General features: G+C 47.0%; 23 protein-coding genes. 19 read left to right on the top strand and 4 right to left on the bottom strand.

What is annotated here, in order from left to right:
• Positions 1–43: 43 nt before the first annotated feature.
• A complete protein-coding gene (locus tag DFP90_RS21380) occupies positions 44–442 on the bottom strand; it encodes a hypothetical protein (RefSeq protein ID WP_115939351.1) in 399 nt (132 codons plus the stop codon).
• Between the two features lie 57 nt (positions 443–499).
• Between DFP90_RS21380 and DFP90_RS21375 the strand changes: the two genes are divergently transcribed.
• From DFP90_RS21375 to DFP90_RS21290, 18 genes are all read left to right on the top strand, one after another.
• Positions 500–835 (top strand): hypothetical protein, encoded by a 336-nt coding sequence (locus DFP90_RS21375; RefSeq protein ID WP_115939349.1) that lies wholly within the window; start codon positions 500–502, stop codon positions 833–835.
• 312 nt (positions 836–1,147) lie between these two features.
• Positions 1,148–3,505 carry a VirB4 family type IV secretion system protein gene (locus DFP90_RS21370; protein ID WP_147301093.1) on the top strand — a complete coding sequence of 786 codons (2,358 nt, stop codon included), beginning with the start codon at positions 1,148–1,150 and terminating at the stop codon, positions 3,503–3,505.
• Positions 3,448–4,212 carry a TrbJ/VirB5 family protein gene (locus tag DFP90_RS21365; RefSeq protein ID WP_147301092.1) on the top strand — a complete coding sequence of 255 codons (765 nt, stop codon included), beginning with the start codon at positions 3,448–3,450 and terminating at the stop codon, positions 4,210–4,212. Before DFP90_RS21370 ends, DFP90_RS21365 begins: the two co-directional genes overlap by 58 nt.
• Positions 4,213–4,375: 163 nt before the next feature.
• A complete protein-coding gene (locus DFP90_RS21360; protein WP_181905503.1) occupies positions 4,376–5,110 on the top strand; it encodes a VirB8/TrbF family protein in 735 nt (244 codons plus the stop codon).
• On the top strand, positions 5,079–6,191 hold the full coding sequence (locus DFP90_RS21355; RefSeq protein ID WP_115939341.1) for a TrbG/VirB9 family P-type conjugative transfer protein: 1,113 nt from the start codon (positions 5,079–5,081) through the stop codon (positions 6,189–6,191). The genes DFP90_RS21360 and DFP90_RS21355 overlap by 32 nt, the downstream gene beginning before the upstream one ends.
• Entirely contained in the window at positions 6,167–7,516 is a 1,350-nt protein-coding gene (locus DFP90_RS21350; protein WP_115939339.1) for a TrbI/VirB10 family protein, read from the top strand. Before DFP90_RS21355 ends, DFP90_RS21350 begins: the two co-directional genes overlap by 25 nt.
• 2 nt (positions 7,517–7,518) lie before the next feature.
• Positions 7,519–9,651: a hypothetical protein gene (locus DFP90_RS21345; protein WP_115939337.1), complete on the top strand. Its 2,133-nt coding sequence runs from the start codon at positions 7,519–7,521 to the stop codon at positions 9,649–9,651.
• A 2-nt stretch (positions 9,652–9,653) separates the two neighbouring features.
• Positions 9,654–10,829 carry an ATPase, T2SS/T4P/T4SS family gene (locus DFP90_RS21340; RefSeq protein ID WP_115939335.1) on the top strand — a complete coding sequence of 392 codons (1,176 nt, stop codon included), beginning with the start codon at positions 9,654–9,656 and terminating at the stop codon, positions 10,827–10,829.
• A complete protein-coding gene (locus tag DFP90_RS21335; RefSeq protein WP_115939333.1) occupies positions 10,822–12,528 on the top strand; it encodes a type IV secretory system conjugative DNA transfer family protein in 1,707 nt (568 codons plus the stop codon). Before DFP90_RS21340 ends, DFP90_RS21335 begins: the two co-directional genes overlap by 8 nt.
• On the top strand, positions 12,525–12,977 hold the full coding sequence (locus tag DFP90_RS21330) for a lytic transglycosylase domain-containing protein (protein ID WP_115939331.1): 453 nt from the start codon (positions 12,525–12,527) through the stop codon (positions 12,975–12,977). Before DFP90_RS21335 ends, DFP90_RS21330 begins: the two co-directional genes overlap by 4 nt.
• 23 nt (positions 12,978–13,000) lie before the next feature.
• On the top strand, positions 13,001–13,378 hold the full coding sequence (locus DFP90_RS22725) for a single-stranded DNA-binding protein (protein WP_147301091.1): 378 nt from the start codon (positions 13,001–13,003) through the stop codon (positions 13,376–13,378).
• Positions 13,379–13,389: 11 nt separating this feature from the next.
• On the top strand, positions 13,390–13,620 hold the full coding sequence (locus tag DFP90_RS21320; protein WP_115939327.1) for a hypothetical protein: 231 nt from the start codon (positions 13,390–13,392) through the stop codon (positions 13,618–13,620).
• Between the two features lie 602 nt (positions 13,621–14,222).
• Positions 14,223–14,915, top strand: coding sequence for a hypothetical protein (locus tag DFP90_RS21315; RefSeq protein WP_115939325.1), 693 nt, complete (start codon positions 14,223–14,225; stop codon positions 14,913–14,915).
• A gap of 108 nt (positions 14,916–15,023) precedes the next feature.
• Positions 15,024–15,455: a hypothetical protein gene (locus tag DFP90_RS21310; protein WP_115939323.1), complete on the top strand. Its 432-nt coding sequence runs from the start codon at positions 15,024–15,026 to the stop codon at positions 15,453–15,455.
• A gap of 54 nt (positions 15,456–15,509) precedes the next feature.
• Entirely contained in the window at positions 15,510–16,268 is a 759-nt protein-coding gene (locus tag DFP90_RS21305) for a division plane positioning ATPase MipZ (RefSeq protein WP_115939321.1), read from the top strand.
• Entirely contained in the window at positions 16,265–16,672 is a 408-nt protein-coding gene (locus DFP90_RS21300; protein ID WP_115939319.1) for a hypothetical protein, read from the top strand. The genes DFP90_RS21305 and DFP90_RS21300 overlap by 4 nt, the downstream gene beginning before the upstream one ends.
• Positions 16,673–16,686: 14 nt before the next feature.
• On the top strand, positions 16,687–17,016 hold the full coding sequence (locus DFP90_RS21295; RefSeq protein WP_147301090.1) for a hypothetical protein: 330 nt from the start codon (positions 16,687–16,689) through the stop codon (positions 17,014–17,016).
• A 33-nt stretch (positions 17,017–17,049) separates the two neighbouring features.
• A complete protein-coding gene (locus DFP90_RS21290; RefSeq protein ID WP_115939315.1) occupies positions 17,050–17,475 on the top strand; it encodes a thermonuclease family protein in 426 nt (141 codons plus the stop codon).
• Positions 17,476–17,516: 41 nt separating this feature from the next.
• Here the strand turns inward: DFP90_RS21290 and DFP90_RS21285 are convergent, their stop codons facing one another.
• The 3 genes from DFP90_RS21285 to DFP90_RS21275 form a co-directional block, all read right to left on the bottom strand.
• Positions 17,517–17,957 carry a PH domain-containing protein gene (locus DFP90_RS21285; protein WP_115939313.1) on the bottom strand — a complete coding sequence of 147 codons (441 nt, stop codon included), beginning with the start codon at positions 17,955–17,957 and terminating at the stop codon, positions 17,517–17,519.
• Positions 17,958–18,003: 46 nt separating this feature from the next.
• Positions 18,004–19,320, bottom strand: coding sequence for a hypothetical protein (locus DFP90_RS21280; RefSeq protein ID WP_115939311.1), 1,317 nt, complete (start codon positions 19,318–19,320; stop codon positions 18,004–18,006).
• A 108-nt stretch (positions 19,321–19,428) separates the two neighbouring features.
• Complete coding sequence (locus DFP90_RS21275) at positions 19,429–20,070, bottom strand: recombinase family protein (protein ID WP_181905502.1); 642 nt, start codon at positions 20,068–20,070, stop codon at positions 19,429–19,431.
• Between the two features lie 177 nt (positions 20,071–20,247).
• Here DFP90_RS21275 and DFP90_RS21270 point away from each other — a divergent pair, with 177 nt between their 5' ends.
• Positions 20,248–21,030 (top strand): phosphoadenosine phosphosulfate reductase domain-containing protein, encoded by a 783-nt coding sequence (locus tag DFP90_RS21270; RefSeq protein ID WP_181905501.1) that lies wholly within the window; start codon positions 20,248–20,250, stop codon positions 21,028–21,030.
• Positions 21,031–21,126 lie beyond the last annotated feature (96 nt).

Raw genomic sequence — 21,126 nt, 5'->3', positions numbered from 1 at the left:
GGCATTGGTGAGATTTCGAGACGACATGAACCGCTCTAAGCGTTCATTCTCGGCTTTCGTTAGCTTGAGTGTCACCCACCTTGTTTTGCCGTTTTGGCTTTTGGGTAAATCGGGGGAATTCTGGTAGAGATAGAACAGAGCCAATCCCTGTTTTATTTTCTCTCTCAGTTGCCAAAGATGTTCTGGCACTCTGGCGCGGATCGTCACTGTATCCATCTATCGCTTTTTCCACCCCCTCTATAATTGAAATCCCCTGTTTCTGACAGTTAGCTCGGAAATCTCTCTTTTTAGCGATTAGGCAAAGAAGATCGATAGCCGCTATCGCGCTGTGCCTGAGCTTCAGTCCAAGCGTTAAGCTTGCATCCCTAAAATGTGGTGCGGCCCAGTCGTCCAAATAGAACCGCTTCTTTTTGACGATGCTTTCGTTATTTTTGTGTTGCATTATACGAAAGAAATATCCTATTTTTAATCACCAATTGATCTTTAAAGGGAATTGATAATGAGGTCAAGTATCAAAAATTCGCATATTGCTTTATTTGGGATGGTGGCTTTGTTTGCTCACCTGAACCCGGAAATTGCTAATGCAATCAGCATCCCATCCGCTGGTGGGTCGGGAAACACACTTGATGTAAGTTGGAAAAATATTGTGGTTTGGATTCTGGATCTTCTGGTCTGGACAACTGCTGCAATCGGCATCGGCTGCATTATTTTCTCTGCCATCCGAAAGGCGCAAGGTGAGCAGGATGCTAAACGGTGGGCGCTTGGTGGCATTGTCTCCGTGATCATTGCCATTGGCTCTGATCAAATCGGAACCACAATCCAAGGCATCGTTTAATGACGCCTGTCGTCAATAAACATACGTTACCGCGCTTGATGTGGGGTGTTGGAGAACTAGGGGCAATTCGCTTGTTCCTAGTCTTCATCCTCGTTGGTGCGTGTTCGCATTTATTGTTCGACGTTAGATTTCCAATTCTCATTTCTTCTGCGGCTCATTTTGTCATTGAGCGGGCAATCTATTCCAAATGGCCGGATACAGACCGGATTATTTGGTACCGCTTTTTTGCATTTTATAGCCGGTGGTCACTGCCAAACGGCACCAAGCCACCTTTCCACAGAAGAACAAGATCTAAGCGCGGGAAGGTGCGTTATGGACCCTAATACCCTCAACATGATGTATTGGGCCGGTCCGCCTATTGCTGGCTCACTGGCTATTGGTGCGACCTACCTTCTGAACTGGCGGCCCGATTCAAGGCGTCATGTAAAGCATGACTCATTGCCTCATTACCTCCCTTTCAGGAAGGTGTTGGGTGATAGTCGCACGGTTCAAAACGCGGATGGATCGCTTTTCGTCGTGTTGAAGATGCACGGAACGTCTTATTCATCTATGGATGAAAATCGTGTCGAGGCAATCCGAACTCTTCGATATGAATGGATGAAAAGTCTTTCTGAGAAAGATGTTTTTGTCAGGTTTTTCTCACCGCATGATTCCGTTTCCGTCCCTGTCTCAACTTTGGGAGATGGCATTATCGGGGATCTGAATGAGAAATGGGCGCGGCATATTTCTCATAGTTTTTTCACCTCCCATTACATAATCATTTCAACCGCAAAATCATCTAATCAGGATTCGCTTCAATCTGCTGTTGATGAAGCCATTGTAAGGCTGGCCGAGCATCGTCCAGAAATTCTTACAAATGATCCAGACGCATCAGGTTTTTCACCACTTAATTCATTCATCTTTTACCTCGCAAATGGGTATCAAGAAACAGTTGCGCCAGAATATGGCGATAAGCTGAATACATTAGTTAAGTCAGATATATGGCCATACGATGACGGCATGATCAAATTGGATCATCCGACAGGGCGTGAATACATATCTGTATTGTCATTTACAGAATTCGGTTCAAATCTGGATTATGAATTTGTTCTCGACTTATTCTCTCAAAAAATACGCTTTGATTTCCTGATCCTTTCTGAATTTAGATCTGCGAAAGAAACAAAAAAACGGGTGGAAGCCTCTCTAAATTTGGTGAAGGACTCCGGGGTTACAGATGTAGCCGAGGAAGATTGGAAGCAAGAAATCAAACAAGTAGAGCGTGGTGAAAACACTGACGTTTACACCACAATCGCTGTGTTTGTGAAAGGTGATACCCCCGAAGAGGTGAAACGTTCAGCGGCAAACATCAATGAAATATTTGTTCGCAACCACCATTTTCTTGTGAAGGAATCACCCGATTGCTCATGGATCGTTCACAATTCGAGAGTCCCGGGATTTGATTATAAGGTCCGCCAGCGATTTCTGAATATCTCGCAGCTTTCGGAACTCACTCCAATGAGTACCGTTGAAAGCGGCAATACCGCCTCCCCTTGGGGACCGTACCCAATCCGCTATCTGCCCACAGTTGCCGGGGGAGCATATGCACATACCATGCAGCCAACGGCAGGGTTGGATAGTCCCCCTCATGCCAACGTTTTTGCCCCGACCCGTAGTGGTAAGACGGTTTTGCTCCTGTTCCTTCTGACCGGCGCACTATCCGTTCATCCAGAATTGCGTGCAATGATTTTCGACCGAAATCAGGGGGCCAGAATATGGACTGACTATATCGGCGGTCAGTATCTATGGCCCGGAAGGGACATGCCGCTAAATTTCTTTGATAACGAAGGCACCGACCAAGACCGGCAATTGGCCATTCAAATGATGCGCCTAATGGCGAATAGCCAAGGGCCTGAGGTTGACCGCTGGATTAGCGATTTTGTGAAGCGGGCCTACGAATATGATGACCGTCAGGGCCGTAACATGATCAATCTATTCAGCTTCATGGACCCGGCTCTAAAGCCATTGATGACTTCATACGCAACTGCAAACGGTGTTTATGCTGGAACATATAACGGAGCATATGACGCATTTGATCCAACAATGGCCCGTGTCAATACGATGGCTATGGACACCGTTATTGACGATAAAGAGCTTGCAGCGAACCTCAATTACTATTTCACCCGGCGCGTTCAGAATGCGTATGTCTCCCAGAATATCCCCTATGCTTTGATCTTTGATGAAGCGGCGGTTCTGTTGGGCGAGAAAAACACCAGTGATCTTGCCCTAAGTGAATTTCGCACCGCTGGCCGTAACAGAGGTTCGGTAACTACTATTTGGACCACTGTTCAGGACTGTCTGGATACCCCAAACGGCAAAAAGTTCATCATGAATGCCGGAACAAACTATTTCTGGCCGCGATCTGCCAACGATCCAGAACAGCTATCAGTTTTTTCCAACCTTACCGACAGCCATAAAAAATTCATCCTTGGCGAGTGGCGTCCTAAGGGGGCGATTAGGCCCGTTCTTATGCATCGCGAAAGCCATTCAGTCATTCTCGAAACCGATCTGAAGCCGCTGGAACATTATCTTCATGTTTTTGCCGGTGGCGCTGACGAATATGCGGAGTTTACAAAATGCAAAGAGGAATTTCCCCACGATTACCGTATCAAATTCTTGTTGCAGCATTCCTGATGTTTGCATTCCTCAATCCTGCTCAGGCGCAATGGACTGTGCATGATCCGCAAAACTTCGCTGAGGCTGTTAAGCAGCTTAATCAGATGAAGAAGGAATATACGCAGATGCTCAAAGAATATGAGGAAGTCGTCAAAATAGCGTCCTATTCAAAAGGTACCATGGATAAGTTGGGCGCGTTGGCGAAAGGTAACTATTCCTCTTCTCAACTGATGAATGCTGTATCAGAGGCCGCACAATGCGCCATCCCAGAATTATCAATGCCGAATTTGCCGAATGATTTCAGCGCTAATTTCTTCAGCGCTTGCGAAGCTGGTCAGGCGGCAAGGAAGTTGCTCAACGGTGATCCAGAAGGCGAGGAAATAGACGGCGTGCCTGTTACAGGCTCAAAATGGCAAAGTTGGATCAGCACTCGTCGAGAAGCCATTTTAGAGGACTCGATTATTGAGGCATACGGTCAGTCTATGTATGCCCTCAACACAGCTAAGGAAACTGCATCTGAGGCAGAGACGATCATTCAGCAGACAAACGCTGAAGAGGAAATTGACGGTATCCTAAGATCCAGCGTCAGCGCTCAAACTTCCATTCTCTCAGAACTAAATCAAATCAAACTCTTGCTGGCATACCAGATACGAATGGAAGCGGCTGATCGTTCCCGCCGGATCAAGACCTATGTCACTTTGGCCGGAAGCGAGGAAGACCAATGAAAATCAAATCTTTAATCATTGTCTCAGTTTGTTTGTTTCTTGCTGCATGTGCTGGGCAGCAAAACAAAGTGAACCCCACTGGCAGCGGGCGGAATGATTATTCGCCTTCACCATGCGCTTGTGGTCCCAAGATTACGTTTCCGAACGATCAGAGTTTGTCGTGATGAAACTGTTTGCCTCAAAAAAAGATCGTATTGCCAATGAAAGAATGGAAGATCCTTCCATTGGCATCCCCCCCGGTGATCTTGATCATCCGTCAGAACGACTACGCCGTGAACGGTTTATGTTCTCAACCGTCATCTGTTGTCTGACAGCCTTTAGTTCAATTGTTGTCATTGATGATATGCGCTTGCGGGACCGTCTGGATAATCAACGTCCTCAATTTTGGTTCTACAGCTTCGATGATTTGGCCAATAGGACGATCAACCTCACCCATGGCGAAATCACTCGCGATGAAGAAACTCAGATATTCATCAACACTCTTTCTGAATATGTGACCAAACGCGAAAGCATCGATCACGTAACCGATAAATCCCGTGATGAATGGCTGAAGATTTTTACAGATAAGCACTGGTTCAAGGCATATGACGACCATATGAACCCTCTGAAAAATCCTCGGAGTATTCGAACATTCTACCGAAAAGAGGGGCTAACAAGGTCGATACATAATGTGACCGTATCCCCGCAGCCGGATAAGCCAAATGAATTTTATATTCGTTATGAAACGGCAGATTACAACGCAACTGAAGAGATATCAGGTAGCCGCAAACGTTGGCAAATTGATGTAACCGTGCGGCGAGATCCACGGGACGGTTTGACCGCCCATGAAGCCGCTCTAAACCCACTTAATATCAAGGTGATGAATTATGTCCCGATGCCTGTTCCAGACAGCGAGTAAAATTGCTCTCACATTGGTTGCTTTTGGGTATATCAGCGTTGCCAATGCCCAAATGAATGCGCCCCTCCCACCTGCTTTTCCCAAACAACAGCAACGTGCGGGTACCCAACCTGTGAATGGTGATCCAAGCGCCCGCACCTATCCGGTAAATAAACAAAGAGGCCAGACTGCAAACCCCGCGGCCCCTCAGCCGGTTAATCAGGCTCAGCCTAATAACCAGCAAGCCCAAAAAGTCGATATAGAGGCCCTTTTGCTGATGCTCAGAAACCGGGTGTCCAAGCAATATGGCCCGCTCACTAACCCTACTCCGGGTGTGAATGTGCAAGAGATATGGACAACCTCAAATCCGGAGGATGGTTATCTCGAATTTACCGATCCTGTGGGCTTCAACATGAAAGCCATTGCTCAGGCAGGGATGCCCTTTTTCGTAACACTGCCAGAAGGGCATGAAGCCCTTCAGGTGATTGGCGGCACGAAAGCCATTAAGACGAACTATTGTAAGGAAAACGGTAAAGAAAATTACAATTGCATCAGCGTTAATGCTGAAATACCCGGCCATAATGTCTTGATCAGCATCCGTACAGATCATGATGCAGTATATCGGCTTTATGTTCGTTCTGAATCATTCCTTTCAAAAAATCCGCCTACAACTTGGGTCCGCATCAAGACCGCTCAAACAACCAGCCTTTCACCCAACACAAAGGCACTAACAGAAGGTGAAATGGGCGACGTTCCGGCAGAAATGGAACGACCATTAAAGCCGATCTTACCTTCTGATGCTCCGATGTGGACGCGGAAGTATGATTTCGACCCAACGGAAATGAACCGTATCACAGATGTTTCCGGTGACGCTGAAATCGCACCTTATGAGGTGTTTACCGTTGGGAAATTTACCTTCTTGGAGTGGAAAAACCCGGACGTGCAAAGATGGCCGACCGTATTTGAGGTGGTCAATGGCATAGATCAGCCGGTTCGGATCAGAAAAACAAAAGATCATCGTTATCTCATTGTTGAAACGGTGGGGCCGTTGACACTGAAACGTGGGGGGAAAATCGTATGTATTCGGCCAAACAAAGCCTAATCGCGCTTCCTCTGGCGGTTCTTTTGACCGGTTGTTTTGAAGATCAGCAAGATTCCTCAAAACAATCTGAGGAACCGCCAAAAATCGTTATCACGACACCGGAAGACTATTATCCAAAGTTTGTGAAGCCTGAACCGAAACCGCCTGTCCCCGGAAGTCTTATTTTGCCAGACAAGATAGATTTCGGTGAAAGCTTCGTATCCGACAAAGTTTTGACGCGCCGCTTTACCATCTCGATAGACGGGGAAACCCCTGTTCTGTTGAACGGTATTGATAACAGCGGTCCGGCAACCTTGTTTCCTGATCATGATTGCCCGGACAAGATCACTCCGGGAACATCTTGCACGGTATCATTGACTTTATATGCCGATGAACCGATGGATATCACAAATCGGATTCTTATCAGCACGAACCGGGAACTCTATAAGGTCGCGGTTGCTGGCATCTTAAAAACCAAGGTTCAGAAACCTAAGCTTCCTGAACCCCCATTACCTAAGCCTGTTCCCCAAGAACCGCCAGCACCACAAGAGATCGATCCTATCTTGATGATGATGCTGTTAGACAGCTTGTCGGATGAAGAACTGGCAGCATTACAGGCCGAGTTTGGTATCACAAATCCACCGTCTGACATTGGTTCTGTAGAGGCATCCCCACCAACATACGTTATGTCGGATGAAAATTATTTGAGAGAGGGAACCCCCTCAATTGAAACCAGTTATCCAGTAAACCGAGAATCTATTCTGACAATGGATCGGCCAATTTGGGCTGTGAACGACCGAAGGATCATTTCCACTTTGGAAGGTTTGGTGTTCGCCCACATTGATGAAATCGTTATGGGAACCGACGGTGTTACCCAAATTCTCGAACCGGGCGATGTGGCCATTGGCCGATATAAACCGCTCGAAAAACAGGGTGATGACAGGTTAGATGTTTGCTTCTTCCGCATCATACGCCTTTCTGACGGTGCGCACCTATACGGGTCAAATTCAGGTTCCGAAGAATGCTTTGCATATGCCACGGACGCAGAAGGCAAAGTAGGGCTACCGGGCCAAATTGATAACCGGATGTGGGAGCGATACGGAGGTGCATTTGTGACCTCTGGTATTTCTGCTCTTGCCGCTCTTGGGCAAGCCTCTTTCGACGATGAAGGAATAGCGGATGAATCCGCTCAATCCCTTTCTGACAACTTGGGTCAGATCACAGCAAAAATGCTCGAAGAAAACATTGATCTTGCCCCAATCATAAAAATCGCCGCCGGGGAGAGAATGGGTATCCAGCTATTGCGGGATATCTACATTCGTCGCCCTAAACTTGAGGAAGGATAATTATGTTAAAAGAACTGATGATAGGTATCAGTTTGATTGCAGCGCCGAGCATGGCGTTTGCTCAAACCTCAACCGTTACACCACCGGCAACAGAATCCACGTCTTTGGGTAGCCAAACGGATTCACTCACCCGCGCGACATTTCTTACAAACAAGACAATTTCAATCGCTGCACCTTCGAGAGTCTCCGCGTCCATCGCCAAAATATCCAATGATACCCGTTTGGCTGGAAAAGACCTTTCAAAGATTGAAATCTCTGGTCATTCAATCCCGCAGAAAGGCACCAACAAGGCCGATGTGAAATGGACGACGGTTGAGAATACCGAAACCACGCGCCGCAAGCTGCTTACCGATCCACTCGAATCAACGATTGAAGTGGAAAGCGGAACGGATCTCCCCTCTTCCACTCTCGAAGCCGAAGGTGATCACGATAAGCTTGTTGAGGCAATTTTGGGTCTTTTGGAGGATACCGGCGAAGAAAAGCCGGTCGTCCAAGAGGAAGAACAACAAAAGGATGCATCAACCTCTGGCGGATCTGCCCCGTCATCTGGCAACAGCACAGCGCCCGAAACCACCAGCGACTTTAAAACTCCCGAGGTGATTAAGGAAAGTTCTGAAGCCGAGCCGGTAGAAATTACTTCAATAACATCTGAAGGATGTGAGCCGCGCATTGATGAGGCACAAGGCAAAGTTATCACTCAGGTTCAGACCCTAAAAAATGGAACACCCTCAGGGGATTGCTCGGACAGTTTGGAAACTTTTGAAATTTCAAAAGATTACCTCGTATGCCCTGACGTTACCGATATCTCGAATAGAACGGCCAATCCTGCATACCGTCGTTATTATGTTGGCAGCGATTTGGCTGTCGCCTATCTGGATACGCAATGCGTATCCGACACTGATGTGACTTACACAATGTTGGAGGAAGGCACTAGCTGTGGCTGGCGGATGGACACCACCAGCCGTACGGCCATCAAGCAAGTATTGATCTATTACATCAATCAAAATGGCCAGCGTCAGGAAATGACAGGATGCCAAGACAGCCAAGATGAGGCTGCTTTTGACATGGTGCAAGACCCTACCCTTTGCGAGTTACGGCATGACAGCGGTATGGCGTATCAAAGAGCAAAATGGACATGGGTTTATAACGAGGAATACAAAGCCTCATCAATTTGCGAGGATACTGGCGTCACATTCGCGCATTTCGAAGACCGTTCTGTTTGCGATTATGCATGGAATGTTGAAACCAGTCAGGCATGGCCGCAAAGCCGGACAGCATATGTTGATGATAAAAACAAGACCAACTACATCGATGCAAGCTGTTCACCCATGCTTGAATTCGCTCAGGATCTTTTGAAAACCACTGATGGATGTGTCGGGGTATTTGAGGATGATTTTGCTTCAAACGTGACCTATGCGACGCAACGTCACTATTACATTGATGGCAATAACACACCGCAATATGTCAACCAGTGCGCCAAGGACGACACTCTTCAATATCCACTTCAGACGCGGGTTAACGGATATGAATGCCATGATGATAAACTTCAATGCGACCCGAAAACCGAACTCTATGCGGTTGTAAACGGCGCGGAGTTTATTCGTTCCGAAGCACAAGTGCGCGACGGTGCAACACCCGTTCCATACACTTACATCGCAGAAGCAGACATACCAGACGAAGTTTCATATATCGGCTGTGACAAGACCACCACAACGGTGCGCACAGAGCAGTATTTAAGGCCGGATGGAGAACAGATAAACAAAATCATCGGTGTTGGTGATACTGTCGGCCCTGTATTCGCATGCACAGTTACAGCCGCCCCTTATTGGAAGCTTCAAGGAGTGACCACCCATGCAGCCTTGATCCGGTACCAGAATGTACACGGATATGAGATAGGCACCAATTGTGGCGCAAGCAGGACCGATCTAGCACATGTGGCATGGAGCGTCGCAATCTTTAAGGGGTTCCGTCCGGTTTCCCGAGAAGATGGATGGTTTGGCGAACAGGAATCTGTAAATTTCCTGTATCAGGTCCAATACTCGTGCCCGCCAAGTTCCGATCCGGGGGCTGCTCCGACTGGATATGCTGATACACTTTATAACCAGTCCGAAGCAGATGGTAAGGAAGGTTGGTAATCATGTCAGCCTTCAATCACGATTTCGTCTCGAACGCGCTCCAACGGCTCTACCACTATATTTCCATGCCAAATGCGGTTGAGGTCCAAGTGAACCGGGCTGGTCAGGTTATTGTTGAAACCCCTGAGGAAGGTTTCACCTATTACGAAGACCCGGAAATGACACTGGATTACCTCTGGTCACTGGGCCGGACCCTCTCCGCCGCATTGGATATCGTTGAGTTTGAGAGCAAACCGTCTTTGGCCACCACATTACCCGGTGGCCATCGACTTCAACTTGATCTTGGTGGTTGGTTGGAAAACGGTGTTAACGTTTCCATCCGAGTGTGGCGACCTCGTGTTTACACGCTGAAGGACTACCGGCTAAGCCAGAAGAAAATTAAAGTCCTGAAAGCCGCGATCCTTGGGAAGTGGAATATTCTTGTTTCTGGTGGAATGTTTTCTGGTAAGACCACCCTCACGAACGCCCTGATCGAGCTTATTCCAGATGGCCAACGGACATTGACCGTTGAAAATGCTCGCGAGTTGGATTTATCACATCTGAAGAATAAGAATTCTTACATTGTGAACCGTCTCGCAACAGCCGAAAAAATCACGCATTTGGACGCTATGAAGTCTGTCCAGCGAAGCAGGCCGGATAGAACTCTGATCGGTGAGTTGGAAGACGAAAACGCTCATCTTCTGGCTAGAATTCTCAATATGGGGCATGGGGGGACCCTTGCCACAATTCACGCTGAATCGCCTGATCTAGCCTTCACTGCATTACATCAATTGATTGAGATGGCCGGGATGCCGGCTGAAGCTTCAGTCGGTGTGTTTAGGCGCACCATTGATATCGTCATTCAGGTAGACCGCCTACCGAATTATAAGCGCAGGGTAACGGAGATTTGGATAAATCCTCTCCGTATCGCCAAAGAAATCAGCGCTCATGTGACAGAAAGCCCGCTTTCCACCGTCCCAGAGATCATAGATCACTTTGAGGACAACGGGATACATCTCACGGCGCAAGAAACCCAACAACACCTTTCAGACCTTGACTTAGATAGCCCGGAGAAACGCGCTCATTTTCTGAAGAAGCTCTTTTTCGATTACCCGGATGAAATGAACGCTGAGCAACGCAAAGCTTGCGAAAACGCGGGATTGCGTGTGCCGGATGCAGCGGAGGTAGAATATGCCTAAACCGCCTTTTAAGTATAAAAACCCCTTCCCTACCCGCTCCTTACTGTTTTTTGCGGCATATAGTGTTTTGATGGCCGGTGTTCTTGTAACCACCACACCCATGATTGATAGCATCTGGCTTGTCCCCGGCTATCTGAAACAATGTTTCGAATATGCCCAACAACTGATCGTTTACGCACGGGAAGCCGGGATATCAGCTTTTCTTGCCGTGGTGGACCCCTTCCCGCTTTACCCGGTTTTGGCTATTACCCCCTTCCCTATCGTGGCATTCGCTTCTTTTTTGCCGGTCATTCAATATGTTTCTGTTGATCCTAATCAGCCGCGTATGGCTAAGCTGATCGACATTAAGAATATGGAATTGTTGGGGCGTCTTGGGCCAACGCTTGCAAGTTTTAAAGGCCATGCCCTGCGCCCTATGGAAACTCTGCATGCCTTGTTTTTTGCATCCACCCGATCCGGTAAATCAGTTCAGATCGTTTCCACAATTCTTGATTATCCCGGCAGCATTGTTGCAGTAGAGCCGAAAGGGAATATCAAGATAATTGTCGGCCCTGATAGAGCATCCAAAGGACCGTTTTTCGAGCTTAGTGTTGCTAATCCTCACACTAAGGCCGGTTGGAACTTCCTCGCACTCTCAAAAATTCCAACAGAAAACCACGACCGGGAGCTTTATGCAGCCCGTGTTGCAGGGCTTATCGTGCCTGAGAAACCGGAAGTGAAAGATCCACATTGGGACGACAATGCACGTCGGAATCTGACCGCTACATTTCTGTTTGAAATGTCTGAGGCTGTGCGGCTTGGCCGGGATGGCCATCCCTATAATGTTTGGAAACTGTGGAACGACCTTCCCCCGCCGAAAAGCAAAAAGGATGATCCATTCGTCAATCGCTTGAATTGGATGGTTAAAACATCCCGCGAGCATAACTATCCATCCTTCATTGTGGACGCTCTATCCGCATTCGCCAAAACCCTAGGGGCTGGTGAAGCAACGTCACATATCTCAACTTTTAATACAAAGATGGCTCCGTTCGCCTACGAGGCCACGCGCCGGTTCTTTGGATTGGACAGTTTTGATTTCGATCTGCTGCGGAAAAAACCAACATCCGTTTTTATTGATTTCCCGCAGGAAGATGCGCCGACCTTTGGACGCCTGACGGCACTGTTTCTTGATGCCGTTATCGCTTGGAGCTTGAGTAATCCACGCAAGCCGGGTGATCTGCCAATACTGATCATCATTGATGAAATGCGTGATTTACCAGCTATTGAACTGCTGCCTTCTTTCCTCAATAAGGCTGCTGGATACGGCGTTCATATCCTGATTTCTGTCCAGACTTCAAAGCAGATACAAGAACGGTACCCGAATTCCTATCACAATTTCATGGTCAACTTTGATCACTATGTTCTGTTTGATCAACCTGATCAGGAAATGCAGGACAAGTTTGCGCGATTGGTCGGCAAGGTCAAAAAAACCAAGCAATCCAAGAATAGAAAAGGGCTTGGATTTGCATCATCCACCACAGATTCAGAACATAGTGAGGATTTAATCAGCCCTCAGATGTGGGGAACCATTCCTAAAGGGAAGTGTATCGTTCTATCTCGCCGCCATTTCATCCGGCCTATTCTTTGTGACGTTACCCAATGGTTTAAGCTTCCTCAGTATCTGAAGAAGGTACCAAAACCCAACCGGATCAAAACATGATGTTCCGTGTTGTTTTCTTGATCCTCTTAACGCTTCCCCTGCCCTCACTTGCAAATTGTTTTGCGGCGGCCGGTCAGCGTTATTCCGTAAACTCGAATTTGCTGGCTGCAATATCATTTACGGAATCTCGCTTTAGGAACCATGCGACTAATCAGAATACCGATGGATCTGAGGATGTGTGCATGATGCAGATAAATAGCTACTGGCTAACAGTTTTGGCAGATCGTCACATTACACGGGAAAGCTTGTTGGCTGACGCCTGTCTTTGCGTAAATGTCGGCGCTTATGTCTTGGCCACAGAAATCAGTCAGGTTGGCCCGAAATGGTTGGCCGTTGGCCGGTATAACACCGGCCCTAACGGCGATCCTGAAGTCCAACGCAAATATGTTTCACGGATTCAAAGCGCTTATAACCAGATTATCAGCGGTCAGATTACCGTTCCCCGGTAACTGACTGGATGGAGAGAAATGCCATGTTTAGTGAAATGACCTTTCAAACATTTTGCCGGGTAGTTAAGGCAGAAATCCGCGAATCCTCGCGTCTTGATTATGTTCTTATGCGAGTTGTCGTTGACCGCCCTAAAATGAAGCGGCGCGAGAAGGCAGAGAGAATTCAAGAATTTTTTTCAGTTGTTTCCTTCGAAAAACCACATGTTCATGATTTGGAATCGGGGCGGCTTCAGCCGGGGTCTTACATCTGCATCGATGGCCATATTGAACAGAGCCAGAGGACGCGGCCAGATGGCAGTTTTGAACAAAGAAACGATTTCATCGTTGATTTCATAAGGTTTCTTGATCGTCCAAGGAGCAAGAGCCAGCCTGAAGAAGAAAAAAGCTCGGAAATGGCGTGAGGGGATCAACTATGGAAAACGCTTCATTGCCGGGGTTGATGGTCCCTTCTGGCCAGTTTGAGAAAATTACAAGCATTCCTGTTGAGTTTCGTTATGCCCAGAAATGGGCAAAAGAAGAGGCAGAGATGTTCGGTACCGAAGAAAAACCACTTTGTCCCGTGGTTTTGTCCGCTCTTACAGGTGACTTGGAATGGAAGGGTAATGTCTATCCCCATGGGCTTGAGATAACCCAAAATAGTTAGTCCCTACCCCACTTATCCACGTTCAAGCCTATCTGCGCTCTATTAGTAAGCTGGCAGATAGGCGTATTGTGGGTGGATAAGTGAAGTCGTGGTTTACCCAAATTATTTAGGAAGTCAGAGCCGCGCAATGCGCGCCCCTGAGAATTCGTATGGTCCCGCGCCTTAAAGACGCGGGGCTTTTTTGTGTTTGTTTTAACAGGGTGAAACGAACACGTTTCCCCCTATTGCAATCACTGGACGCAAGCGCTCACAAGGGGGGTTCCCCGTTCTCCGCGCTGGCGCTTGTGCGACCGGGTGATTCCCCTCCCCCTTGTTCGGTGATTGCTATCCCCCTTCCGTTCATCGCCACAGGGCTAGTCAGGGTTGCATGTGCAACCCTGATTAATAAGGAAAGGGAAAGTAAATGAAATACGCAATTTCAATAGCTTATCAAACGTTTGGGTTCGTGTTGGGGCTTGGCGTCATTTTCGTATTCTGTGGGCTGTTCTCAACCTAAGTCACTGATTAACCAATGTTTAATAGGATTGTCCGATAGTTATTAGGTATCTATCGGAAGTGTCTCAGAACCACATAGAGACAATGAAAGATAGGGATGTATTGTTATGATGAAATTTGAACAAGTCGAAGCATTGAATATTGAGGATTTTTCCAAGGTAAAACTTGGGAAGGTATTCTATGTTTCAACGGAAAATGTCTGTGTGCAGAGATTTGCAACAACCATTCGCATTGTGGATCTCAATAATGCCCTTCGCCAAGGGACTAGTTGCGATGAATTTAGTATTTCCGCCACCTCTGGTGATTTGGTCGATGTGAAGGATGTTATTAGCAGGAATTACAGCGCAGATTGGTTGCCTGTGGTGATCGCTGAAATCAACAACACACAAATTGGTCAAGGGCAGTCAATGCTTTTGAACAAGAGTTTGAGAGTTAGGCGGACATCACGCAAATCAATTCGGACATTTAGCCCTTTTGTCCTGTCGCATTATAAGAGAATGCGAAAACTGCCTAATCGTTGGGGCCTGAGGCATGTTGCAAGGCTTTTGGTGAACGGACAGTTCAGCGTATTCGATTGCACGGCCTACTATGATGATGACGTTCTAAACGGTTTTGAAGGTCGATATGATGAGGGTGAAGTTGTTCAGCCACTTCATTTTGTGCGTGAAATCGTAGAGAAGCCGCAGGGATGGAATATTCATTTTGCGCCTATGTTCAATGAGTTGACCGTCTCAAAAGATTCTTATCGCGATGTTCGGCTGGTTATAGATTTAAAAGGAGGATCTACTATCAATATTTAGTGTGGTTAAATGTGGTGTGGTACCACACCACATTATATCATGTTGCATGGTGTTGCACCAAATGGTGCGGTGTGGTATGTTTGATTATCGTAATAAGGGAGATGTTTTATGCGTGTTGTTTTTTCTTCGACGGTTGTCGGGTTGCTACTGGCTGGTTGTGCATCTGGCCCCGTGGGTGGCCCGAAGGATTTGCATAAATCGGTGGACGAAAATAATTATGCATATTCTTATGTCATGCATTCAATTGATCGTCGTTTGGATGATCGAATGAAAAAGATCGATGCGGTCATTTCGAGTTGTCCGGCGGAGCTTAAACAAAAGATGGTTGGTATCGTTAAGTCCTTTTCAAAAGGAACTGACGTGTTTTCAAAAGCGCATGCGCTAGAGGCAAGTACGGCCATCATGGCAAAATGCGATGTTTTGGCCGACGCGTTTTCTGAAACTTTAAAGCCCTATGACCCTGTGTCCGCTGGGTTGGACACCGTTCCATTCAAGGATCGGTATTGCGCTAAAAATTCAGAAAGCACGGTTTGTGATTAACTATGTGGTGTGGTACCACACCACATAGTATTATATGGTTCAAAGGGAATTAAGATGGAAAATCTTCAGCAGGGTTCTAAGGGGATAGTCGTTTTGTTCGGTGGTATTAAAGGGGGGCCGGGTAAAACGACGGTCGCTTACAATATGGCTGTTCAGCATAAAGCGGCTGGAAATAACGTCACTGCCGTAGATGCTGATGATACGACAAATCTCAATGGTTGGGGTACCTCGCGGGAGATAACCCGTGAAAGTGATGCGGTTTATTCCGATATCCCAGAAATTGTTGTTGTCCAAAAGACAGGAAAGGCCGTTGGGAAAGCTGTTCGTAAACTGGCGGATCAATTGGGGGATGTGATTGTTGATGCCGGTGGATTGGATAGCGATGAATTAAGGGCGGTCGCGCTGATTGCAGACAAATGGGTATGCCCAATAGTGGCAAGCCAATTCTCTATTGATACCTTCGGTCGGCTCGCTGAAGTCGCTCGAAATGCTAATGTTATGAGAGAGCAATTCGATATTGATCCAATCAAAATCCACCTTGTTATCAATTTTGCGCATCCCGGACCAAAGTCGCTTAACGCAAGCAAGAAAAAAGAGGTGACTGATATCCTTGAGCAGGCAATGCAGCATGAGAAAAACAAGGATTTTGGAAGCATCTTCACTGTTCTTGATTCAGTCATCAATTACAGGCGGGTTCACCAACGAGAATGCGAGGGCAGGGGCATTGGAATTGGTGAATTAAAAACCTCGAACCAAAGCGCATTGAAGGGTAGGGAAGAATTCCAAGATCTGTATCGGGAGGTATTTCAATGACAAAGGCACCATTCCAAGTTCGCGAGAACAAGGCAAAATCAATAGAGGATCTATTGAATAGCGAAGAGGCAGAAGCCTTTGTATCCCAAGGCCGGTCGAAAGAAGGTTCTGAAAAACCAGCAAAGGCCGTTTCCAAGGAAAAGGCAAAGGCCCCAAAAGCCAAGGAGAATGAAATTTATCCTTGGAACTCTGATCCAATGAATACACGGTTACCGGCTGGATATAATTTCAAACACAATCAAGCAGTGTCTGAGATGTTGTCTTATGTGGTCAAAAACAGTCCTGATTATTCATCCAAACAGAAATTCCTTGATGCTGCTGTTAAGGCTCTATTGGAGCAAGAATTAAAGAAATTGGGAATAGCCAAAGGTGACTGTTCCGCAACGCTGGATACCTTGAAATGAGGACGGGCAGGGGAATGATTACCATCGCCCTGATTGGGTTGTTGGCCATGTCGTTTGCGGCACGTGCGGATGAGGCTTTTCATTGGCAACAGGCCGAGAGTGTGACCGGTGAAAACCCGTTGAAGCACTATTTCGGAAATGGCTACCAGTTAATCAGCCATAACACCGGCATCACCGATAGTTTCAAGTTAAACGGGCTTCTGCAATCTGAGTTGATCAGTACATATCTTTTTCACGGCAGCGCTGGAATAGTGAAATGTATTGAGAGAAGCCGGTTCTTTGTAGGTGATGTGCAAGGTGATTGGATCAAGCAGAAAAGCAGGGTGGTTTGCGGAAGGCTATAGCCTAGCTGCTACCGGACCCAAGGAACTAAAACGATGATCAGAGCGATATATGTAACCTTTGGATTGTTTTTATTATCTCCGTTTGAGGTCAAGGCCGATTGTTATCAGTGGCCTATACGAGAAAAAATCGCTTATGACGGGGATACTTTGTACATCCTTCTTTCTGGTCTGCCTGAAACCATTCAGAACGTTTCCGTTCGGGTGAGGGGTGTCGATACCCCGGAAATCCGCAGTAAATGCGAATTCGAAAAACAGTTAGCTTTTGAGGCCAAGAGCCTCTTGATAAGTCGAGTGCAGCAGGCGAAAGATGTTTTGTTTTGCCACCCAGAATGGGGAAAGTATGGTGGGCGCGTATTGGCTGACGTGTATATTGACGGCGAAAACGTCGCTGATCTTATGATAGCGAATAGTCTTGGTAGGCCGTATTTCGGCGGTAAGCGCGCAGGGTGGTGTTCATGATTTTTCGTCAATTTCCCGTCAGTGGGAGTTGCTGATTTGGTCTAAGTGGCACTTGAGGCTTCATTCACAAACTTCCTGAACTTAACCGGATCATCCACAAATCTAACTGGAACCACAAAGCCGCCAGAACCCCGTATGAATAAATCACCGAAATTGAGCCATCTTCCCATAAGCGTCTGATGGACATTCACGCCTTCAATTTGGTTCAACTGCATCTCGTGAGTATTCCTGTTGAGCCAGCCGGTCTTTACCACCACTTTCTTTGAGGTCACGGCCAACTCAGTAGTTTGCTGGTGGATGAATGTTTTAAGGATGTACGCCCCTGTAACAGCCAAACAAGCATATCCAAGATAAGAAGCCATAGGGATCAATATGATACTGAGCAGAATCATAACGGCAGGCCCAAAAAATATAGCCCAATGATTTCCGGCCATTAGTCGCACAGTTTCGCCCGCATCCAAATTGGCCCTTACATATGACATGCTTCCCCCTTATTTCCGTCAGTTGGAATTATTCTCATCAGGCTGATTATGCCACATCGCTTTCACGTTTTTCGGCTGATTGTTCCTCTGATTCTGATGTGTTCGCTACTTGCTGTCTTGGCGATGTTTTAGAAACTGATCGGTTTGCGAGTTCCTGAACCTTCTTTGGAAAGCCTGGTACAGTTGTTAGTGCTTTTTGCACAGAATCCGAGCTAATCAATTCGTGCCAAGGGCTTCCATGACTCTCCGTCTCCACTAGCCTGAGAGGCAATTCGTCAAGGCGATTTAATGCTGTAGTAAGCAATCTGGCTTCCATATCTTTATCAAATCGTGCGGTTTCACGCCGGAACCCCTCATAAGCCCTGGATACAGATGCCTTGAATGCGTAATCTTCAGCTAGACGAAAACGCTGACCGATTTGTTTTGTCGCTAACCACGCGAACCAGACAGGGGCACCAATTGATAATACTGAAAGCGCAATATTGAAAACGAATGCGCCTGCTGGTGTGTCAGGCTCTGATGTCATTTCGACCAGATGACTGACTTGCGAAGAACCGAAATAGCTGCCAGCAGCGAGTGCTAACACCAGCCCACAGACCCACACCCACATTGAGCGCGAGAGCGTATCCGATCGTTCTGAAAAGGCAGCTGCTAATCCAATGCTTGTTGCCGCTGAATATGCTGTCTCACATTGTTCCAGAACAGCCTTTGCTTGCACGGCATATCCATCAATGGAGGTGTGAATACTTTCGATGTCTTCTTTCAGTCCCTCGATAGCGCGCCCATTTTTTTCCGCAACTTGAGCTATATCCTCTATTTCTTCTCTAGTCTCAGAGAGGGTTTCAAGATCGGTCGGCAATTGTTCTGCGGCGGAATGGGCCTGTTCAATGCCGGAAACCATATCTGTTAGGGAGCCGGTCCGTGGTTCGAGTTTCTTAAGCTTGGATTCTATGCTTCTCAGGCTTTTCAATGCTGTTTTATGCCGTGCCTGAATTATGGATACATCTTCCTTCTCAAGGGCTGGTTCCAGTGCTTCTTGAAGTCCATTTAGTGTATGCAAATAGGCTGGTATGGCGTGATTTCCATTGCCCCAGAGGTTCGCTGCAGTCTGATTTAGTAGGTGATCAAGGCGGCGAGGATAATCAGACAATAGAGTTTCGTAACTGCCGAGTTGGTCAGTTCCACGATCTTGTATTAGATCCGAAATATTTTGTGCCTTATTAATGAGTTCATCTTTTGAAAGGCAGGCAAAACTCCAATTGTTTTGGGCTACGCCAATCGGATCATTGCTCGGCACGGCTGAATCAACTTGATGAATCAAACTTTCAAGTTTGTCCTGTATCGTTTGAAGGGTTTTGTGCATCTCTTCCCCCTATTTCCGTTAGTTGGAACCAATTTCCCGAGATCAGGAATATGGCTTTGGTTTCGTTTCCTGCGTTAACGATATCACAATGTTTTTCAATGACTTCCGTCAGTTGGAATCTGTTTCGACTTCTTCCAGATCGAAAGGCAACATAGCTTCGATCTGTTCCTTGTAACTGTATAGGGTGCTTTTGCTCACCTTTGTTTTGCTGTTCTTCGAAAGGGTCGAAGCTATCTCAACATAGGATTTTCCCTGTCGTCTTAGATCCACCACCTTTTGCAGCATTGCAGGTGTGAGTTTCTTTTTCTGGCCCAGTGAAACGCCGCGCCTTTTGGCAGCGGCCAGCCCATCACGGGTGCGCTCAGCGATCAGATCCCGCTCAAACTCAGCAAAGGCGGCGACCATATGAAAGAAAAGCTTTCCGTGGGAGGTCGTGGTGTCGATTGGCTGTGTCAGGACTTGCAAATTCGCACCTTTGTTCCGGATTATCTCAAGGGTCTTGATTAACTCGGATACAGACCGGCCGAGCCGGTCCAGTTTCCAAACGACAAAGGTATCACCTTCACAGAGAAGCTTCAGGGCGGTTAATAGCCCTTCGCGCTTGAAGGCCAAGCCGGACCCGGATGCGTGATCTGTGAACAAGAACTTCTCCTTCACGCCTGCTTTTTTCAAAGCATCAATCTGGAGCTCTAGTCGCTGATCAGAAGAACTGACACGGGCATAACCAATTTTCTCTACAGGGACAGCCAATATCTCGCCTTCCAATTGTCCATACTTCGTCTATCACATCAAAAGAGATACACGGAAATACACCACTTGGAAACTTTTTTTGGAATTTAATTGGAATCGTTACTTGGAATTCATCTCAAACCTTGCTATAGTTGTATTCAGATGATGAAATGCTGTTTCAGGGGAGTGGGTGAGACCATGACTAAACGAATTCTGAAAGATAAAGGGCAACGGGTTTTGGCATGGTTTTCTTGCGGCGCAGCTTCGGCTGTTGCCGTTAAGATGGCTCTTGCAAAATATGGTAAAGATCGCGTGACCATTGCCTACATCGATACTGGCAGCGAGCATCCTGATAATTGGCGTTTCATCAAGGAATGCTCTGAATGGTATGGGAAGGAAATTCTTATCCTCCGGAACAATAAGTATCAGGACACTTGGGCTGTTTGGGAAAAGGTGCGTTTCATTATGAGCCCTCACGGTGCGCCTTGTACTACCGCATTGAAAAAGTCGGTCAGACAACGGTTTGAGGACTTCGAGGACATCCAGGTCTTCGGATATACCTCCGAAGAGGCAAACCGTGCTGAGCGATTTGCAGAACAAAATTTTGAGGTCATGCTTGATGCCTCTTTAATTGAGGCTGGTCTGGATAAATCAGACTGTTTTGCAATTCTTGAAAGAGCAGGGATTGATCTACCCGCCATGTACCACTTGGGCTATCCAAACAATAACTGCATTGGGTGCCCGAAAGGTGGAATGGGATACTGGAATATGATCCGGCGCGATTTTCCAGAGGTATTTGATCGTATGGCTGATCTACAACGCGAGTTAAACGTTTATTTTTGGACGGAGGCTGATGGCACGCCGATCTTTCTTGATCAGCTTGCGCCAGATCGCGGGAAGATCGCAAGTGAGCCAGATTTTTCGTGTTCTCTGTTGTGCTATCTGGCGGAGCAGAGCATTGAACCAAGAATTTCCAAATAAGGGCCGAGGCAATGAATAACTACGGCAGAGTGCGAAAACTCGGTGATGATATTGGCGTCACACTTGGAGGCGTCGAGCATTGCAATAGCGTCGAAT

This window comes from Aestuariispira insulae (genome assembly GCF_003385955.1).
GTDB classification, from domain to species: Bacteria; Pseudomonadota; Alphaproteobacteria; order UBA8366; family Aestuariispiraceae; genus Aestuariispira; species Aestuariispira insulae.
This window is presented reverse-complemented; position numbering and strand designations above follow the sequence as displayed.

Coding starts and splice junctions, on each gene's coding strand:
- DFP90_RS21355 (WP_115939341.1), top strand. CDS start 5,079: ATGTCCCGATGCCTGTTCCAGACAGCGAGTAAAATTGCTCTCACATTG.
- DFP90_RS21305 (WP_115939321.1), top strand. CDS start 15,510: ATGGAAAATCTTCAGCAGGGTTCTAAGGGGATAGTCGTTTTGTTCGGT.
- DFP90_RS21375 (WP_115939349.1), top strand. CDS start 500: ATGAGGTCAAGTATCAAAAATTCGCATATTGCTTTATTTGGGATGGTG.
- DFP90_RS21295 (WP_147301090.1), top strand. CDS start 16,687: ATGATTACCATCGCCCTGATTGGGTTGTTGGCCATGTCGTTTGCGGCA.
- DFP90_RS21330 (WP_115939331.1), top strand. CDS start 12,525: ATGATGTTCCGTGTTGTTTTCTTGATCCTCTTAACGCTTCCCCTGCCC.
- DFP90_RS21300 (WP_115939319.1), top strand. CDS start 16,265: ATGACAAAGGCACCATTCCAAGTTCGCGAGAACAAGGCAAAATCAATA.
- DFP90_RS21340 (WP_115939335.1), top strand. CDS start 9,654: ATGTCAGCCTTCAATCACGATTTCGTCTCGAACGCGCTCCAACGGCTC.
- DFP90_RS21345 (WP_115939337.1), top strand. CDS start 7,519: ATGTTAAAAGAACTGATGATAGGTATCAGTTTGATTGCAGCGCCGAGC.
- DFP90_RS21360 (WP_181905503.1), top strand. CDS start 4,376: ATGAAACTGTTTGCCTCAAAAAAAGATCGTATTGCCAATGAAAGAATG.
- DFP90_RS21285 (WP_115939313.1), bottom strand. CDS start 17,957: ATGTCATATGTAAGGGCCAATTTGGATGCGGGCGAAACTGTGCGACTA.
- DFP90_RS21290 (WP_115939315.1), top strand. CDS start 17,050: ATGATCAGAGCGATATATGTAACCTTTGGATTGTTTTTATTATCTCCG.
- DFP90_RS21335 (WP_115939333.1), top strand. CDS start 10,822: ATGCCTAAACCGCCTTTTAAGTATAAAAACCCCTTCCCTACCCGCTCC.
- DFP90_RS21320 (WP_115939327.1), top strand. CDS start 13,390: ATGGAAAACGCTTCATTGCCGGGGTTGATGGTCCCTTCTGGCCAGTTT.
- DFP90_RS21350 (WP_115939339.1), top strand. CDS start 6,167: ATGTATTCGGCCAAACAAAGCCTAATCGCGCTTCCTCTGGCGGTTCTT.
- DFP90_RS22725 (WP_147301091.1), top strand. CDS start 13,001: ATGTTTAGTGAAATGACCTTTCAAACATTTTGCCGGGTAGTTAAGGCA.
- DFP90_RS21310 (WP_115939323.1), top strand. CDS start 15,024: ATGCGTGTTGTTTTTTCTTCGACGGTTGTCGGGTTGCTACTGGCTGGT.
- DFP90_RS21315 (WP_115939325.1), top strand. CDS start 14,223: ATGATGAAATTTGAACAAGTCGAAGCATTGAATATTGAGGATTTTTCC.
- DFP90_RS21370 (WP_147301093.1), top strand. CDS start 1,148: ATGGACCCTAATACCCTCAACATGATGTATTGGGCCGGTCCGCCTATT.
- DFP90_RS21280 (WP_115939311.1), bottom strand. CDS start 19,320: ATGCACAAAACCCTTCAAACGATACAGGACAAACTTGAAAGTTTGATT.
- DFP90_RS21270 (WP_181905501.1), top strand. CDS start 20,248: ATGACTAAACGAATTCTGAAAGATAAAGGGCAACGGGTTTTGGCATGG.
- DFP90_RS21365 (WP_147301092.1), top strand. CDS start 3,448: ATGCAAAGAGGAATTTCCCCACGATTACCGTATCAAATTCTTGTTGCA.
- DFP90_RS21380 (WP_115939351.1), bottom strand. CDS start 442: ATGCAACACAAAAATAACGAAAGCATCGTCAAAAAGAAGCGGTTCTAT.